The sequence below is a fragment of the Sulfitobacter sp. GN1-4 genome (assembly GCF_055693825.1).
In genome coordinates, this window is sequence record NZ_JBVFUQ010000003.1 from 3,746,049 (window position 1) to 3,762,099 (window position 16,051).

The 16,051-nt window shown below is 59.4% G+C and carries 14 protein-coding genes and 1 tRNA gene; 7 read left to right on the forward strand and 8 right to left on the reverse strand.

What is annotated here, in order from left to right:
• Positions 1-12: 12 nt before the first annotated feature.
• The gene (locus ACZ1HM_RS19280) at positions 13-1,203 is read right to left on the reverse strand and encodes an MFS transporter (protein WP_472744222.1); all 1,191 of its coding nucleotides are present in this window, start codon (positions 1,201-1,203) and stop codon (positions 13-15) included.
• A gap of 227 nt (positions 1,204-1,430) precedes the next feature.
• On the opposite strand from ACZ1HM_RS19280, the gene ACZ1HM_RS19285 reads away from it, so the two are divergent.
• The gene (locus ACZ1HM_RS19285; RefSeq protein WP_472744223.1) at positions 1,431-2,240 is read left to right on the forward strand and encodes a division plane positioning ATPase MipZ; all 810 of its coding nucleotides are present in this window, start codon (positions 1,431-1,433) and stop codon (positions 2,238-2,240) included.
• A gap of 18 nt (positions 2,241-2,258) precedes the next feature.
• On the opposite strand, the gene ACZ1HM_RS19290 is transcribed toward ACZ1HM_RS19285, so the two are convergent.
• From ACZ1HM_RS19290 to ACZ1HM_RS19300, 3 genes are read right to left on the reverse strand one after another with little or no spacing between them, the layout of a single operon-like run.
• Positions 2,259-2,495 carry a hypothetical protein gene (locus ACZ1HM_RS19290; RefSeq protein WP_472744224.1) on the reverse strand — a complete coding sequence of 79 codons (237 nt, stop codon included), beginning with the start codon at positions 2,493-2,495 and terminating at the stop codon, positions 2,259-2,261.
• Positions 2,474-3,118 (reverse strand): DMT family transporter, encoded by a 645-nt coding sequence (locus ACZ1HM_RS19295; protein ID WP_472744225.1) that lies wholly within the window; start codon positions 3,116-3,118, stop codon positions 2,474-2,476. The genes ACZ1HM_RS19290 and ACZ1HM_RS19295 overlap by 22 nt, the downstream gene beginning before the upstream one ends.
• A 26-nt stretch (positions 3,119-3,144) precedes the next feature.
• A complete protein-coding gene (locus tag ACZ1HM_RS19300; protein ID WP_472744226.1) occupies positions 3,145-3,594 on the reverse strand; it encodes a MarR family winged helix-turn-helix transcriptional regulator in 450 nt (149 codons plus the stop codon).
• 76 nt (positions 3,595-3,670) lie between these two features.
• Between ACZ1HM_RS19300 and hmgA the strand changes: the two genes are divergently transcribed.
• The 6 genes from hmgA (at position 3,671) to ACZ1HM_RS19330 (ending at position 11,386) form a co-directional block, all read left to right on the forward strand.
• Positions 3,671-5,032 carry a homogentisate 1,2-dioxygenase gene (gene hmgA, locus ACZ1HM_RS19305; RefSeq protein ID WP_472744227.1) on the forward strand — a complete coding sequence of 454 codons (1,362 nt, stop codon included), beginning with the start codon at positions 3,671-3,673 and terminating at the stop codon, positions 5,030-5,032.
• 85 nt (positions 5,033-5,117) lie between these two features.
• Complete coding sequence (gene fahA, locus ACZ1HM_RS19310; protein ID WP_472744228.1) at positions 5,118-6,371, forward strand: fumarylacetoacetase; 1,254 nt, start codon at positions 5,118-5,120, stop codon at positions 6,369-6,371.
• 73 nt (positions 6,372-6,444) lie between these two features.
• Positions 6,445-7,395 carry an MBL fold metallo-hydrolase gene (locus ACZ1HM_RS19315; RefSeq protein WP_472744229.1) on the forward strand — a complete coding sequence of 317 codons (951 nt, stop codon included), beginning with the start codon at positions 6,445-6,447 and terminating at the stop codon, positions 7,393-7,395.
• A gap of 30 nt (positions 7,396-7,425) precedes the next feature.
• Positions 7,426-9,030 carry an FAD-dependent oxidoreductase gene (locus ACZ1HM_RS19320; RefSeq protein ID WP_472744230.1) on the forward strand — a complete coding sequence of 535 codons (1,605 nt, stop codon included), beginning with the start codon at positions 7,426-7,428 and terminating at the stop codon, positions 9,028-9,030.
• A complete protein-coding gene (locus ACZ1HM_RS19325; RefSeq protein WP_472744231.1) occupies positions 9,027-9,227 on the forward strand; it encodes a DUF2783 domain-containing protein in 201 nt (66 codons plus the stop codon). Before ACZ1HM_RS19320 ends, ACZ1HM_RS19325 begins: the two co-directional genes overlap by 4 nt.
• A 476-nt stretch (positions 9,228-9,703) precedes the next feature.
• On the forward strand, positions 9,704-11,386 hold the full coding sequence (locus ACZ1HM_RS19330) for an ABC transporter substrate-binding protein (protein ID WP_472744232.1): 1,683 nt from the start codon (positions 9,704-9,706) through the stop codon (positions 11,384-11,386).
• 212 nt (positions 11,387-11,598) lie between these two features.
• On the opposite strand, the gene ACZ1HM_RS19335 is transcribed toward ACZ1HM_RS19330, so the two are convergent.
• The 4 genes from ACZ1HM_RS19335 to ACZ1HM_RS19350 form a co-directional block, all read right to left on the reverse strand.
• Positions 11,599-13,137 carry a benzoate-CoA ligase family protein gene (locus ACZ1HM_RS19335; RefSeq protein WP_472744233.1) on the reverse strand — a complete coding sequence of 513 codons (1,539 nt, stop codon included), beginning with the start codon at positions 13,135-13,137 and terminating at the stop codon, positions 11,599-11,601.
• A 249-nt stretch (positions 13,138-13,386) separates the two neighbouring features.
• A tRNA-Met gene (locus tag ACZ1HM_RS19340) sits at positions 13,387-13,463 on the reverse strand.
• 760 nt (positions 13,464-14,223) lie between these two features.
• Complete coding sequence (locus tag ACZ1HM_RS19345; protein ID WP_472744234.1) at positions 14,224-15,024, reverse strand: SDR family NAD(P)-dependent oxidoreductase; 801 nt, start codon at positions 15,022-15,024, stop codon at positions 14,224-14,226.
• 32 nt (positions 15,025-15,056) lie between these two features.
• Positions 15,057-16,049: a class I SAM-dependent methyltransferase gene (locus tag ACZ1HM_RS19350; RefSeq protein WP_472744235.1), complete on the reverse strand. Its 993-nt coding sequence runs from the start codon at positions 16,047-16,049 to the stop codon at positions 15,057-15,059.
• Between the last annotated feature and the right edge of the window lie 2 nt (positions 16,050-16,051).

Genomic DNA, 16,051 nt, shown 5'->3' on the forward strand with positions numbered 1-16,051 from the left:
CTGCGCCGGTCCCTAACCCTGCGCTGCAACCGGGCGGTCAGACCAAAGCACAGCCAAAGCCGCAACAACAAGCCCCCCTGTCACAAAGGCGACGACCGCCCAGCCAAAGGCTGCGACAACCAAACCGGATGAGAACGCGCAAACCGTTGAGGTCAGCGCGATGATCGTATCATTGGCCCCCTGAACGGCTGGCTTTTCCGCGTCACTCAATGCGGCATCCAGCAAAGTGGTTGCGCCGATGAACCCGAAGTTCCAGCCGACCCCTAAGACAATCAAAGCCGCGTAGAAATGCGCAGCCGACAGGCCTGTTATCGCGGCGGCGGCGGACATCCCGATGATGATCAGCCCCAGCACCGCGATCCTTTGCGCCCCAAAGCGCTGGATCAGAAAGCCGGTCACAAAACTGGGGGCGAACATCGCAACGATATGCCACCTGATCACATCCCCCGCGGTCTCTTCGCTTAACCCGCATCCCACAATGGCGATCGGCGTGGGGATCATCATAAACGCCATCACCCCTTGAGAAACCGCCGCAAAAATCACGGCCCGGCGTACCGGGCGGCGGCGCAGCGCGGCAAGCGCGGTGATCATGCGGGGCCTTTGCTGCGCGGCGTTCGTTGTCGGATGGGGCATGCGTACAAGCGCCAAGGGGATCAACCCCAACAGACCGATGACCCCGGTCGCGGCATAGGCCCCGGCAAAGGGCAACGGGGCCAAGGCATCTTTGGCCGACAGGAAAACCTGAGGTCCGATCAGGGCAGAGATCAGAAGCGAACTTAGCATCAATGAAATGGCGACAGGTCGCCAGTTTTGCGCAACCACCTCACCGGCGGCAAAGCGGAAATACTGAAACGCAGCCCACCCTGCCCCCATGGCGAAATGAGCCGCACAAAGCAGCACGAAATTCTGCGATGCTACGGCTAGGACAGCCCCCACAGCCCCGGCCAGCGTCAGAACACCGCCCAGCGCAAAGCCCACCTTGCGTCCCCAGCGCCCCATCAAGAGTGAGATCGGGACGGCGGCCAACAACCCCGCCGGGGTCTGCACTGAGGCGGGCAAGGTCGCAAATCCGGGGCTGGGGGCCAACATCAGCCCGGCCAGCCCTCCTAGGATCAGCTGAATGGGGAAGGCGGCACCAAAGATCGTGCTGGCCAGCAAAAGCCCCGCGAAATCTCGGTTCTTTAAGACGCGCGGTGCGGACATGGGGGGCCTTACTGTTTTGAAACTAGGAACCGACGTAGCACGCCAGAGCCTTATGTCACTGGGGCTTTGCCGTGTGCTGCACCCGCCGAACAGGCCATTCGGTTTGCGCATGACACAGGCCTCGCCCGACGTCACAGCGCCCCATCTCCACTTTCCAAATCGCGCCACCCCACATATAGTGTGGAAAACAATATCCTGCGGTGCGTGCGCAGGCGGAAGGACAAGCTATGGCGCATATCATTGTCGTCGGAAACGAAAAAGGCGGCGCGGGCAAATCGACCGTCTCAATGCATGTGGCCACAGCGCTTGCGCGGATGGGCCACCGCGTCAGTGGGCTTGATCTGGATCTGCGGCAGCGGACCTTTGGCCGTTATGTCGACAACCGCAATTCCTTCATGCAACAAACCGGCCTCGAACTGCCCAGCCCGCAATTGGTGGAACTGCCCGAGGTTGAAGCCAGCGCGCTGCAGCCGGGTGAAAACGTCTATGACCACAGGCTCAGCGCCGCAGTCGCCTCGGTTGAGCCGCATAACGATTTCATCCTGATTGACTGCCCCGGCTCGCATACCCGTCTGAGCCAGGTGGCCCATTCACTGGCTGATACGTTGATCACGCCGCTGAACGACAGTTTCATCGATTTTGATCTTTTGGCCCACACGGATGCCACCGGTGAGAAAATCACCGGCCCATCCGTCTATTCCGAAATGGTCTGGACGGCCCGCCAACTGCGCGCCCAAGCGGGGCTTGCCCCGATTGATTGGGTGGTTGTGCGCAACCGTCTGGGCGCCCAGCGGATGGTCAACAAGGAAAAGATGGAACGCGCGATCAAGAACCTGTCGAAACGCATTGGGTTTCGCATCGCCCCGGGCTTTAACGAGCGGGTCATTTTCCGGGAGCTTTTCCCGCGCGGCCTGACGCTGCTGGATCTTAAGGACATCGGCGTTAAGCAGCTGAACATTTCCAATATCGCCGCCCGGCAAGAGCTGCGTGATCTGATCAAAGCGCTCAATCTGCCCGGTGTAACCGCGGATTTCTGATGGCGGGGCTTTTGGCCCTCATCGCCTCTGCCGTCGCAACATCACCAAGTTTGAAACGAAAAGCGCGCCCACAACAATTGCGCCGCCAATCAGGGCCATGCGCCCCGGTGCTTCTGCCAAAACTGCCCAAGCCAGGAGCGGTGCCAGGATCGATTCGCCCAGTACCAGCAGCCCCACCTCAGCCGATGTGATGTAGCGCGGCCCCAATGCCAGCAAGACAGAGCTGACCAGGATCAAACCGCCGTGCGCCAACACCAGCGGCGCATCATCAACGGGCACGGAAAGGGGGAGGCAAACGGCCAGATCAGCAAGGCCGCGATCAGATAACCCATGGCCACCCCCGGCACCATTGAGACATCGCGCACCCGGCGCGCAGCTGTCAGCGCTGCGGCAAACAACGCGGACACACTCAAGGCCAATAAATCCCCCGCCAGGCTTGCCCCTTCTGTTTCACCTGATCCGTAGGCAATGATCGCCAGCCCCGGCAACACCGCGGCAATCGTCAGCAAGATCCGCCCGCTGAACGGCTCACCCAGAAAAAGGCGGCTAAAGACAGCCGCAAAGACGGGCAAAGAGGCGATGATAAAAACAACGTTCGCGATTGAGGTGAGGCTCACCGCAACGATAAAGAGCACACCACTGGCACCCACGCCCAGCATATAGATCAAACCATACCGCCCTGTGCCCACGACCGCCTGGAACGGCCGGATACCTTGGGTGGCCAAAATCCACACCGCAGAAAGCCCACCGGCCAGCAAAAGCCGCCAGAACGCGATGGTCAGCGCGTCGGCATCAATCAATCTGACGAACAGAGAATCCGGCACCACAAACAGGACGCCCAGAAAGGTGATCACCAAACCTTTGATTTGATCGCTCATCCCCCATCGGTGACGGTGATCTGCGGTTAAGTAAAGTCCATTGGCCGGGGTTGGGCCAATTTGCTCAGCGCCGTGCGCAGCGCATCCACCTCTTGCGCATCCAACTGGGACAGCAAATGCGACTGATAGGTTTTGGCCACCTCATAGAGGTCTTGATAGGCGGCCACCCCCTGAGATGTCAGGCGCAAATGTTCCACCCGGCGGTCATGGCTGTCGCGCGCGCGGGTCACAAACCGGCGTTCCACCAATCGGTGGACAGCGCGGCTGATCTTTGTTTTGTGCATCTTCGCACGCACACCAATCTCGCTCGCGGTCATCTGGCCGTAGAGACCCAGATGAAACAACACCCGCCACTCCGTGCGCAGCATCCCGTACCGCTCTTTGTAGACATTCTGAAACGCTAACGAGCTTACCTCCGCCGCTTGGTTCAACAAGTAAGGCAGGAAATTTTCCAAATCAAAATCGTGGTTTTGCATGGGAGGCCTGTTGTTAGTTACAAAAACAACTATTACACTCGCAACCGATTCTGCAAGGTTTACCAGAGGTGCGAAGATGAACCGACAGACCAATCCAAGCGATATGATCTCAGCCGCGTCACCGATGGGCACCCACGAAGGCTATATGCCGGGCTTCGGCAATGATTTCGAGACAGAGGCCCTGCCCGGGGCCCTGCCTCAGGGCATGAACTCACCACAAAAGTGTAACTATGGCCTTTACGGCGAACAGCTCAGCGGCACCGCCTTCACCGCGCCCAGTCACCAGAACGAACGCACCTGGTGCTACCGCATCCGCCCCTCCGTTAAACATTCGCACCGCTACTCCCGGATTGACCTACCCTATTGGAAGTCGGCCCCACACATCCCCCAGGACGTCACCAGCCTGGGCCAATACCGCTGGGATCCAGTGCCACATAGCGCCGAAAAGCTGACCTGGCTTACCGGCATGCGCACTATGACCTCAGCAGGCGATGTGAACACCCAGGTTGGCATGGCCAGTCACATCTATCTGGTCACCGAAAGCATGGTGGACAGCTATTTCTATTCCGCCGATTCAGAACTGCTGGTCGTCCCTCAAGAGGGTCGCTTGCGCTTTTGTACCGAATTGGGCGTGATAGATCTGGAGCCCAAGGAAATCGCGATCCTGCCGCGCGGGCTGCTTTACCGCGTTGAAGTCCTTGAGGGACCCTGCCGCGGCTTTGTCTGCGAAAACTATGGTCAGAAATTTGAACTGCCTGGCCGTGGCCCGATCGGTGCCAACTGCATGGCCAACCGGCGCGATTTCAAAACCCCGATAGCCGCCTTTGAAGACCGCGAGGAGCCCTCCACCGTCACAATCAAATGGTGCGGGCAATTTCACGAAACCAAGATCGGCCATTCCCCGCTGGACGTGGTAGCCTGGCACGGCAACTACGCGCCCTGCAAATACGATCTGCGCACCTATTGCCCCGTCGGCGCGATCCTTTTTGACCACCCCGATCCGTCCATCTTCACCGTGCTCACAGCGCCCTCGGGCGTCGAAGGCACCGCAAACATCGACTTCGTGCTTTTCCGCGAACGGTGGATGGTGGCCGAGGATACATTCCGCCCGCCATGGTATCATAAGAACGTGATGTCAGAGCTGATGGGTAACATCTACGGCCAGTATGACGCCAAGCCCAAGGGCTTCATCCCCGGCGGCATGTCCTTGCACAACATGATGCTGCCACATGGGCCAGACAAAAACGCCTTTGAAGGCGCCTCAAACGCTGATCTGAAGGCAGAGAAGCTCGACAACACCATGAGCTTCATGTTCGAGACCCGCTTCCCGCAGCACCTGACCGAATTCGCCGCAAACGAAGCGCCGTTGCAGGACGATTACATCGACTGCTGGTCAGACATCGAAAAGAAATTCGACGGCACGCCAGGCAAGAAATGACATCTGCTGCCGGCCCCTGCGCGCCCGAACAGGACCGGACGCGCCGCTGCCAACGCCCTACAACATCTCACACAAAGGATCCCTAATGACACTTTTGTCTTCCTGGGTCGCAAGCGCCAACAGCGCCGACACTGACTTCCCCCTCAACAACCTACCCTACGGTGTCTTTTCCACCGAAGGGACCGAAAGCCGCTGTGGCGTCGCCATCGGCGATATGATCCTCGACATGGCCGCCGCCGAAGAGGCCGGTCTGATCACCTTGTCCGAAGACCCCGTTTTTGACGTGCCCTATTGGAACGATGTGATGGAACTGGGCCCAGACGCCTGGGAGGCGTTGCGCAACCGCCTGACCGCGCTTTTGCAAACCGGTGCGGCAGAAGAGGCGCAAGTGGCCCCGATGCTGGTCCCCATGGCAGAGGCAACGCTGCACATGCCCATGGTGGTGTCTGAATACACAGACTTCTACGCAGGCCGCCATCACGCCACCAATGTGGGCACCATGTTCCGGGGCGCTGAAAACGCGCTACCGCCCAACTGGCTGCACATCCCCATCGGCTACAATGGCCGCGCCTCCACGGTTGTCGTTTCAGGCACGGACATCATCCGCCCCAATGGCCAGCTCAAGGCCCCAGATGCCGCTGTGCCCGGCTTTGGCCCCTGCAAACGCTTGGACATTGAGCTTGAGATGGGGGCAATTGTCGGCACCTCAACCGACATGGGCGATCCCATCACTGTGGCCCAAGCGGACGCGATGATCTTTGGCTATGTCATCCTCAACGACTGGTCCGCCCGCGATATTCAGGCCTGGGAATACCAACCGCTTGGCCCCTTTCAGGCCAAGGCTTTTGCCACCTCGATCTCTCCCTGGATCGTCACGCGCGCCGCACTGGAGCCTTTCCGCACCGCCACCCCGGAGCGTGAATTCGAACTCCTACCTTATCTGCAAGAACCCGGCCCCATGATCTATGACATTGACCTGTCAATCCTGATCGAACCTGAGGGCGGCACAGCCGAGGTCATCGCGCGCACCAACTACAAAGAGATGTATTACTCCTCCGCCCAACAACTGGCGCATCACGCCTCCTCGGGCTGTGCGATGAACGCAGGGGATCTCCTGGGCTCCGGCACCATCTCTGGCCCCACAAAAGAAGAACGCGGCAGCCTTTTGGAACTCAGCTGGGGTGGCAAAGAGCCTCTGACCCTCCAAGATGGCACCACCCGCAGCTTTCTGGAAGACGGAGACACCATGACGCTCACCGGCCACGCCCAGGGCGATGGCTACCGCATCGGTTTCGGCAGCTGCGTGGGCCAAGTGCGCCCCGCCAAGTCGTTCCCATAACGCGGCGCTTCATCTTTCCACTAAAACTCAATTCCCCGCGCGCCCCGCGCACCAACGTTTGAAAGTACACACCATGGCCAAAGCTTTTGCCTCTCAGGGCGACATGACCGAAAAGAAAATCACCTTTGATGAGGTGGGGCGCGACCTGTGGGCCTTCACCGCAGAAGGCGATCCAAACTCAGGTGTGATCATCGGCGACGACAGCGTCATGATCGTCGAAGCGCAAGCCACGCCGCGCCTGGCCAACAAGGTCATCGAAAAAGTGCGTGAGGTAACCGACAAACCCATCACCCACCTGGTACTGACCCACTACCACGCTGTGCGTGTGCTGGGGGCCTCTGCCTACGGCGCGGATCAGATCATCATGTCCGACGTCGCCCGTGGCATGGTTGAGGAACGCGGCCAAGAAGATTGGGACAGCGAATTCCAACGCTTCCCCCGCCTTTTCGAAGGGCACGAAAGCATCCCCGGCCTGACCTACCCTACCACCACCTTCTCAGACAGCATGACGGTCTATTTGGGCAAACGCCGGGTCGACATCAAACACATCGGGCGCGCCCATACCGCTGGTGACGCGGTGATCCACGTGCCCGATGAAAACGTGATGTTCACCGGCGACATCGTCGAAGACCACTCCGCCTGTTACTGCGGGGATGGCTATTTTGGCGACTGGGGCGGGACCTTGGACAACATCATGGCCTATGACGTGGATGCCATCGCCCCGGGTCGCGGTGCCGCTCTTGTGGGCAAGGATGCCGTCGCCCGCGCCATCGACAGCACCCGCGATTTTGTCGACAGCACCTATGCCCCCGCCGCCAAAGTGGCCGCCCGAGGGGGCAGCCTGAAAGAGGCCTGGGATGCGGTGCGAGCTGCTTGCGATCCTAAGTTCAAAGACTACGCCATCTATGAGCATTGCCTGCCTTTCAACGTCAGCCGCGCCTACGATGAGGCCCGTGGGATCCTGCACCCCCGGATCTGGACCGACAAACGTGACCTTGAGATGTGGGAACAGCTGCAAGGCTAACCCGCGATCCCCCAGCAATAGGAGCCGTCCATGCCCTATGATTACGCCCCCTTTCCTTACGTTGCCCCTCCGGGACTGACTGGGCCAGAACCCCGCCACCCCGTGGCCATCGTCGGCGCAGGGCCCATTGGCCTCGCGATGGCCATTGATCTGGCCCAACACGGCATCAAATCCGTTGTGCTTGATGACAACAATGTCGTCTCGGTTGGCTCACGCGCGATCTGCTGGGCCAAACGCACGCTTGAGATTTTTGACCGTCTGGGCGTGGGCGACCGGATGCTGGAAAAGGGCGTGACCTGGAAAGTGGGCCGCCAGTTCTTTGGCCGCGACGAAGTCTATAACTTCGATCTTTTGCCAGAGCCGGGGCACAAATACCCCGCCTTCATCAACCTGCAGCAATACTACGTCGAACAATACCTGGTGGAACGGGCGCAAGAGTTGCCCGACCTGATTGATCTGCGCTTTCTCAACAAGGTCACAGACCATGCCGACAATGGCGATCATGTGGTCCTCAGCGTTGAGACACCCGATGGCCCCTACACCTTAGAGGCCGAGTATTACATCGCTTGCGAGGGCGCAGGCTCCCCCACACGCAAGCGTATGGATTTGACTTTTGAGGGCCAGACTTTCGAAGAACATTTCTTGATCGTCGATGTCGAAATGGAAACCTCGCCCTTTGGCGACCATGAGATCCCTGAGCGTTGGTTTTGGTTCGCCCCACCCTTCCATGAGGGCCAATCAGCGCTGCTGCACAAACAGCCCGACAACATCTACCGGATCGACCTTCAGCTGGGGCCAGAGACGGACCCCAAAGAGGAAGCGACCGAAGAAAAGGTTCTGCCCCGGATCAAGGCCATCGTAGGCGATGCCCCTTTCCGATTGGATTGGATGAGCGTCTATAAATTCCGCTGCGCCAAGCTGGAGCGTTTCGTGCACAACCGCGTGCTCTTTGTCGGCGACAGCGCCCATGTGGTCAGCCCTTTTGGCGCACGTGGCGGCAACGGTGGCATCCAGGATGTGGACAACATCGGCTGGAAACTCGCCGCCGTCCTGAACGGCGACGCTCCTGCCACACTGATCGAAACCTACAACGAAGAACGCAGCCACGGCTCTGCCGAAAACATCCTGAATTCCGCGCGCGCCACCAATTTCATGACGCCAAAGTCTGAAATTGAAATGCTGTTCCGCAATGAGGTTCTGAACCTGGCGGGCGCACATCCCTTTGCACGCAAGCTGATCAATTCCGGCAGGCTATCGCACCCCTGCTCGCTCAGCGGGATGCAGTTGCAGACCCCCGGCGACGCGCCAATCTCTCCCGGTCAGCCCATCCCGGATGCGCCGCTGAAGGGTGACGCTGGCCCAACCTGGCTGGTGCAAGAGGCGCAAGGCGCATTCGTTCTTTTGGCCTTTGGCGACACCGCCCTGCCACAGATCGACGGGATCGCACGGATCGGCATCGATGGCACACATAGCTATCCCTGTTTTGCAGATACCGACGGGCACGCCGCTGCCCGCTATGGCCACGACCATGTCTATCTGCTGCGCCCGGATGGGCATGTTTGTGCGGTCTTCCCATCACCGGATGCGGCCCATATCAAAGAGGCTTTTGCCCGCGCCAAAGGAGGTTTGCTATGATCCTTGAAGACAAGCTTGGCGCCGATGGCGACGCCTTTTATCACGCCCTGATGGATATCCACGAGGGGCTGAGCGAAAGCGAAAGCCACGCGCTGAATGCGCGTCTGGTCCTGATCATGGCCAACCAGATCGGCGACCTGGAGACCTTAAAGCACCTTTTGAACGCATCCAGAGAGCCTGTGACCCCCGCCAGCTGAGCGAATTCGGCGGTCGAAGATTCGAAACATCGTGGCAATTGCGGCACTCAACCGTACCATTGACGATCGTCAGCGGCCCTCGTGACGCATTTTACAATTCGGGCCCGCCACACATCATCCCTCCGCTTTTGGCCTGCCTGCGCAACCGCCAAAGGACAGATCGCCGCCACTGTTTGCTTGCCAGCGACATCGCGCAGCACACAAACGGCGTTTGTTGAGAAATTCCACCCCGAGCAATACGATGCCAGCGCCTGAGCGCGGCGCACCCCCATGGCATACGGCAAGCTGCGCTTATCTTGTCGCGTCGTCCAAGCACCAACAAAAATTGACAACTTCCCGTGAGAGGCTTGACCTGACGGCTGACTGTGTTTGACTGTTTCCCGCGCTTCTTAAGAAGCTGAAAAATAAATGCAGGAAAGCTGCATCACCTACCGGTCGCGTGGAGAAGCCGCGGCCAACAACAGAGAGGAAGAACAATGAGTTTTCTGACACGCACGGGTAAGCCTTTGCCGCAGTCCATCTTGGACAGTGCCGAAGCCGCCAAAAAAGACCCGGTCAACCGCCGGGAATTCCTGGCCCTATCGACCGCCTTTGGTGCGACAGCGGCCACAGCCTATTCCATGATCGGCATGGCACGCCCTGCCAACGCGGCTGCACATGCCAACAAGCAAATGGGTGGCACCGTCCGCATCCAGCAAGAAGTGCGCGCGCTGAAAGACCCCCGCACCTATGACTGGTCCCAGATCGCCAACTTCTCCCGCGGCTGGCTGGAATATCTGGCGACCTATGAGAACGACGGTACATTCTCACCCGCCCTGCTGGAAAGCTGGGAAGTGAACGATGACGCGACCGTCTACACGCTGAACGTCCGCAAAGGCGTCAAGTGGAACGACGGCTCCGACTTTACCGCCGAAGACGTGGCGCGCAACATCACTGGCTGGTGTGACAAGACGCTCGAAGGCAACTCAATGGCGGGCCGCTTTGCCACGCTGATCGACGCGGACACAAATCAGGCCATCGACGGCGCGATTGAGGTTGTGGACAGCCACACCGTGAAACTCAACCTGCCTGCCTCTGACATCACGCTGATCGCTGGCATGGCTGACTATCCTGCCGCCATCGTACCTGCTAGCTATGATGCCGCTGATCCGCTGGCAAACCCAGTGGGCACCGGCCCCTACCTGCCAGAATCCCTGGAAGTGGGCGTGAAAGCCGTCTTGACCCGCAACGAAGGCCACACCTGGTGGGGTGCCGAAGTGACAGGCGGACCCTTCATGGACCGCGTTGAATTCATTGACTACGGCACAGATCCAGCAGCCTGGGTTGCAGCGGCAGAAGCCGACGAAGTGGATGCGCAGTATTCCGTCGAAGGCGAATACATCGACATCATGTCCCTGCTCGATGGCTGGGTAGAGCACGAGATCGCCACTGCGGCGACCATCGTCATCCGTCCCAACCAGCTGGCCGAAGTCGACGGCATGCAGCCCTACGCAGACAAGCGCGTCCGCCAGGCGATCTCCATGGCCGTGGACAACAGCGTTCTGCTGGAACTGGGCTACTCCGGTCGCGGCATCCCAGCCGAAAACCACCACGTTGGCCCAATGCACCCAGAATACGCAGAGCTGCCAGCGCGCAAGGTAGACCCAGCAGCGGCAAAAGCCCTGATGGACGAGGCTGGCATGGCCGACTTTGAGCACGAGCTGATGTCCATCGACGACGCTTGGCGCAAAGACACCACCGATGCGGTGGCCGCTCAGCTGCGTGACGCGGGCATCAAAGTCAAGCGGACCATCCTGCCTGGCTCCACCTTCTGGAACGACTGGGCAAAATATCCGTTCAGCTCCACCAACTGGAACCACCGTCCCCTTGGCGTACAAATCTGGGCCCTGGCCTATCGCTCTGGCGAAGCTTGGAACGAGTTTGGCTGGGCCAACGCCGACTTCGACGCCCTGCTGTCAGAAGCTCTTGCCACAGCTGACGTCGAAAAGCGCCGCGCCATCATGGCCAAAGGCGAGGCGATGATCCAAGAGGAAGGTGTGACCATCCAGCCGTACTGGCGTTCTCTGTATAACCACACCAAAGAAGGTCTGGTTGGCGCAGAACACCACATCAGCTTTGAGATCCGTCCAGCCGCAATCGCCTGGACCGGCGACGCGTAAGCGTTTTCCATCTCAACAATCAGAAAGGGCCGCGTCTGACGCGGCCCTTTTTCTTGGCCGCCCCAAACAGCCCCTGCACCCTCACAAACAGAACCCTACAGACGCCAAAACGCGCCACCCCGGGCTTCATCTTTCCACTACAACTCACAGCAAGCGATCCACCCGTGCACCGCCTGCGGCCCCCATCGAACCGGTCTCGGCTGCAACGCCGCTCAACACGCCTCACGTAATTTGAAGCGCTGAATTTTCCCTGTCGCCGTCTTGGGCAACGCGTCGACGAAGGCAATCCAGCGGGGGTATTTCCACAGCCCCACCGCCTGCTTCACGTGTTCTTTCAGCTCAGCACGCAACGCGTCACTCCCCGCGCCTGTTTGCAGCACGACAAAGGCCTTGGGCTTGTCCAGCCCCTCGGCATCCTGTTGGGCCACAACAGCAGCCTCCAGCACCTGAGGATGGCTGACAAGCGCGCCTTCAACTTCAAAGGGGGACAACCAGATGCCGGAAACCTTGAACATGTCATCGGTGCGTCCACAATAAACCAACCGACCATCTGCCCGCCGCTCATATTTGTCCCCTGTTCGGGTCCAAACCCCCTCAAATGTGGCGCGGCTCTTGTCCCGTTGGTTCCAATAGCAACTGGCAGAGGACGCCCCCTCAACCAAAAGCTCTCCGATCTCGCCCACCGCTGTTTCCTCCCCCGCCTCGTTCACAAGGCGCAGGTTAAACCCCGGCACAGCGACCCCGGATGTGCCATAGACATAATCATCGGGCTGATTGCTCAGAAAAATGTGCAACATCTCGGTTGAGCCGACGCCGTCCAGGATCGGCGTACCTGTATGCGCCTCCCACCGGGAGCCGATGTTCTCGGGCAGCGCCTCTCCGGCAGAAATGCACAGCCGCAAGGGCACCTGGGGCGGCGCAGTACGGTCCATTTCGGCGACCATCCCAGCATAAAGCGTTGGCACCCCGAAAAAGATCGTCGGCTGGTGCCGCTCAAGCGTCTCAAGCATCGCCTGCGGTGTCGGGCGGCTGGCATAAAGAATGCTCGTCGCGCCGACCGACAAAGGAAAGCTCAGCTCATTTCCCAACCCATAGGCGAAAAAGAACTTAGCCGCAGAAAGCACAACATCCTCTTCGCGTATCCCCAAGACCTGCGCGCCGTAGGTATCTGCTGTGGCCTGCAGAGCCGAATGCACATGCACCACGCCTTTGGGCTGCCCTGTGGAGCCAGAGGAATAAAGCCAGAAGGCGGGCTCATCCGGGCTGGCCGCTTGCGTGCCCACAACAGGCGCGCCCTCAATAAAGTCATCAAAGCCCACAGCGCCCTCAGGTGCTGCGCCAATGACCACGACGTGACGCAGATAGGGGTTGTCAGCAAGCACGGGTTCCACAACCGGCCACAACGGTGCTGAGACGAAAAGAACCGCGGCACGGCTGTCTTGCAGGATCGCGTCATAGATGGGCGTCGCCAACAAAGTATTCAGCGGGATTGGCACAACACCGGTTTTGATCGCGCCCCAAAAGATCTGAGGGAATTCGATCTGATCCAACACCAAAAGCGCGGCCCGTTCTTCTGGCCGCACGCCCGCCCGTTGCAGCGCGCCCGCAACCTGTCCTGCCCCCTGCGCCATCTGCGCAAAGGTCATCGTTCGGCCTGTTTCAGCCTCGCAATAGGCCACTTTATCGCCACGGCCCTCAGCCAAATGGCAATCAACGAAAAAGGTGGCCGCGTTGGACTTCACAGATACCATGTTGCTTCACTCGCTGCGTTCTGAGCCTTCATAAGTTCACGCAATGCGCGAACTCATACCGCATACCCCGCAAGGGGTGATGTGAAAAGAGGATGTTGGGCGGCGAGGCCCGGCAAGGATTTCAAACGCCGCCAAAGGTCTGAAATCAGGCAGCACCGCTCCCCAAAATGCACACCCACAAAATGCGCAGCCCCCAGTCGGGTAGCGCACATGCTGGTCAGCGCAACGCAGCCTGCGGTAGGAGAAAAGTGGTGGCGTTAGGTGGACTTGAACCACCGACCTAACGATTATGAGTCGTTCGCTCTAACCAACTGAGCTATAACGCCATCGGCGTGCGTGCTATTCCAGCGCCGGGTCAGCGTCAAGTCGAAATCACCGATATTGGCAGCTGTTGGTGCAAACCATCTCCAAAACCTTCGCCCTTTCCCGCCCTGTCCCCCGAATGCCACAAAATGGCCAACAACCTAGGCGATGTTGCCCCCTGTTAAGGCCAGGTTAAACAGTGCGAATGCAGGATGATCCGGTGACAGCAGCAAGCCCAACAGTCTTCTGCCCCCCTTCGAACGCGGGGTCGCGGGATGACGATTCCGACACCCAGATGTCGCAAACAGGCCAAAAATGCCCACAAATGGCGCATTTTGCCAAGCATTGCTTGTCGATAATTGTCAGACTTTTGATCAAATCAGGAATGCTGCCCACACTCCGAGAAACCCATGTGCGCCAAGGCTTCACCTTTGATGTTGGCCTGGCCAACTGCGCGCATCAGCGTGCGCTCTATGTGGCAACAGCATCCACTTAAGCGGGGAGGACAGACCATGACCACATCTCAGGCAACACTGCGCACCGTCAGCATTCAACACGCGCCAAGTAACGCGGCCCTCTTTGCCGGCGTTGAATGCGGCGTGCGATTGGAAGCGACCCAAGCCGCGTGGATGCGCCAGACATTTGCGCAAAATGTCCACCGGCTGAGGCCTGCGCGTGCGGCAACGGACGCTCCTGTCCTCAAACTCGCCTTACCAGCGAATGATAACATGGCACCCTGGACGCCCTGACGCCCCAGCCCGCCAAAGGCGACGTTGTTGCGCTTTAATGTGCGGGCGCGCTCACCGCATCAAGAAGGCTGCGGCCGCCATCCACAACGATCACACCACCGGTCATAAACCCTGAGCTTTCTGCCGCCAGATATTGCACCGTCTCGCACAATTCTGTGGGGGCCGCGATGCGGCCAAGCGGTGTATGTTCGCGAATGTCATCCCGCCATTCGCGGTTCTCCGCAACCGTCGCCTGAAGCGATCCGCTCATCACAGAGCCAAAGGAAATAGCATTCACGCGAATGCGGTGTGGTGCCAGCACCAACGCCATCGAACGTGTCATTTGCTGGACCGCCGCCGCCGCGATTGAATACCCCATCAACTCAGGCTGGATTTGGTTCGCGGAAATAGAGCTTAGGTTGATGATTGAACCGACCTGCCCTTCTTCTTTACCCTCGGCCTGCTTCATCATCCGCTTGGCCACATATTGCGACAGATGCAGCGCTGTCATCAGGTTCTGATCAAGCAGGGTTTGCACCGACGTGTCTTCCACATCCAATGCATCTGTCGGCAACAGCTGGCGTGAGGCATTCACCAAGATGTCCACTTGGTCAAACGCATCAATGGTGGCCGATACCAGGTTGGCGATGGTCAGACGCTGCCGCAAATCGCCTGCGAAGGTGCGTATGGGGCCATCCTCCGGCGCGTCGCCCAGGGCCTCAACCAGTGCTTTTTCATTCGCGTCCGCGCCCATGACATTAGCGCCTTTGTCGGCCAGATGCCGGGCAATAGACAGCCCGATGCCCGTCGCGGCCCCTGTGACGATGGCTGTTTTTCCCTGAACTGAAAATGACATACGTCTTTTCCTATCTCCTAGGGCCTGCGCCCTTAGCGGCGCGGCTTGGTCGGTCGCGTCGCATGAAACAGCTTGAACCGGGCATCCCCACCAATCTCTTCAACCTGCGCAAACCATTTTTTGAGCTCGGCCTCATAGGGCAGATGCCGGTTGGCCACCATCCACAGATGCCCCCGAGAAGACAGGATACGCGCCGCTGTTGCAACAAAAGCTTGGCCAATCTGCGGCTCAGCCGCCCGGCCCGTGTGAAACGGAGGGTTCATAACCACCGCATCCAGCTTGTGCGGCGGCGCCCATGTGGTGGCATCCGTCCAATGGTACTTGGCCCGCGCATCAGGCACATTCCGCTTGGCGCATTCAAGGGCGATGTGGCTCGCTTCTACCAGATGGACATTCTGCACATCCGCCCGCGTCAGCACATGCGCAGACAAATAGCCCCACCCGGCCCCCAAATCCGCCACCTGAGCTCCAAGTTTGTCGGGCAAGGCATCCACCAACAGCGCGGATGCCAGATCAACGTCGTCTGCGGAAAAAACACCCGGAGCGGTCCAGAACCCGCCATCCGTCTGGGCGGGCCCCTGCGCCCAATCGGCAAAGAAATCTGCGGCGGGTTCGGAAAACCAAAACAATTTGCCATGCGCTTTCGTCACAGCAGCGGACACCGTTACACGGGCCTTCATCGCCTTGTAGATTGAATCTACACCGTCGGTCTTTTGCCCATCAATGATGATCACACCATCGGTGTTGGCGCAGGCCTCTGCGATCAGGGCGCGGGCCTCTGACTTGGCGCGGGGCAAACACACAACACTCGCCGCATAAGGGCCCAGCGGCGTCTGATGCACCTGGTAGCCGCGGTTTGACCAAGCCTCACAGAACGGTTTGAAATCATGGATGATGTCGCAGCGCGCGGCCTCCAGCCCAGCCAAATCCGCATCAACGGGCGGTCGGATCACCGCAATCCGCCCCTCATCCGGCAGGTCCAGCCCATCACCAGACAGGGCGACCTGCAACCGTGCATCAATCACGT

Bases quoted from the DNA above. Each gene is read 5' to 3' on its own strand.
- ACZ1HM_RS19300 (WP_472744226.1), bottom strand. From the start codon at position 3,594: ATGCAAAACCACGATTTTGATTTGGAAAATTTCCTGCCTTACTTGTTG.
- ACZ1HM_RS19330 (WP_472744232.1), top strand. From the start codon at position 9,704: ATGAGTTTTCTGACACGCACGGGTAAGCCTTTGCCGCAGTCCATCTTG.
- hmgA (WP_472744227.1), top strand. From the start codon at position 3,671: ATGAACCGACAGACCAATCCAAGCGATATGATCTCAGCCGCGTCACCG.
- fahA (WP_472744228.1), top strand. From the start codon at position 5,118: ATGACACTTTTGTCTTCCTGGGTCGCAAGCGCCAACAGCGCCGACACT.
- ACZ1HM_RS19345 (WP_472744234.1), bottom strand. From the start codon at position 15,024: ATGTCATTTTCAGTTCAGGGAAAAACAGCCATCGTCACAGGGGCCGCG.
- ACZ1HM_RS19320 (WP_472744230.1), top strand. From the start codon at position 7,426: ATGCCCTATGATTACGCCCCCTTTCCTTACGTTGCCCCTCCGGGACTG.
- ACZ1HM_RS19280 (WP_472744222.1), bottom strand. From the start codon at position 1,203: ATGTCCGCACCGCGCGTCTTAAAGAACCGAGATTTCGCGGGGCTTTTG.
- ACZ1HM_RS19315 (WP_472744229.1), top strand. From the start codon at position 6,445: ATGGCCAAAGCTTTTGCCTCTCAGGGCGACATGACCGAAAAGAAAATC.
- ACZ1HM_RS19295 (WP_472744225.1), bottom strand. From the start codon at position 3,118: ATGAGCGATCAAATCAAAGGTTTGGTGATCACCTTTCTGGGCGTCCTG.
- ACZ1HM_RS19325 (WP_472744231.1), top strand. From the start codon at position 9,027: ATGATCCTTGAAGACAAGCTTGGCGCCGATGGCGACGCCTTTTATCAC.
- ACZ1HM_RS19335 (WP_472744233.1), bottom strand. From the start codon at position 13,137: ATGGTATCTGTGAAGTCCAACGCGGCCACCTTTTTCGTTGATTGCCAT.
- ACZ1HM_RS19285 (WP_472744223.1), top strand. From the start codon at position 1,431: ATGGCGCATATCATTGTCGTCGGAAACGAAAAAGGCGGCGCGGGCAAA.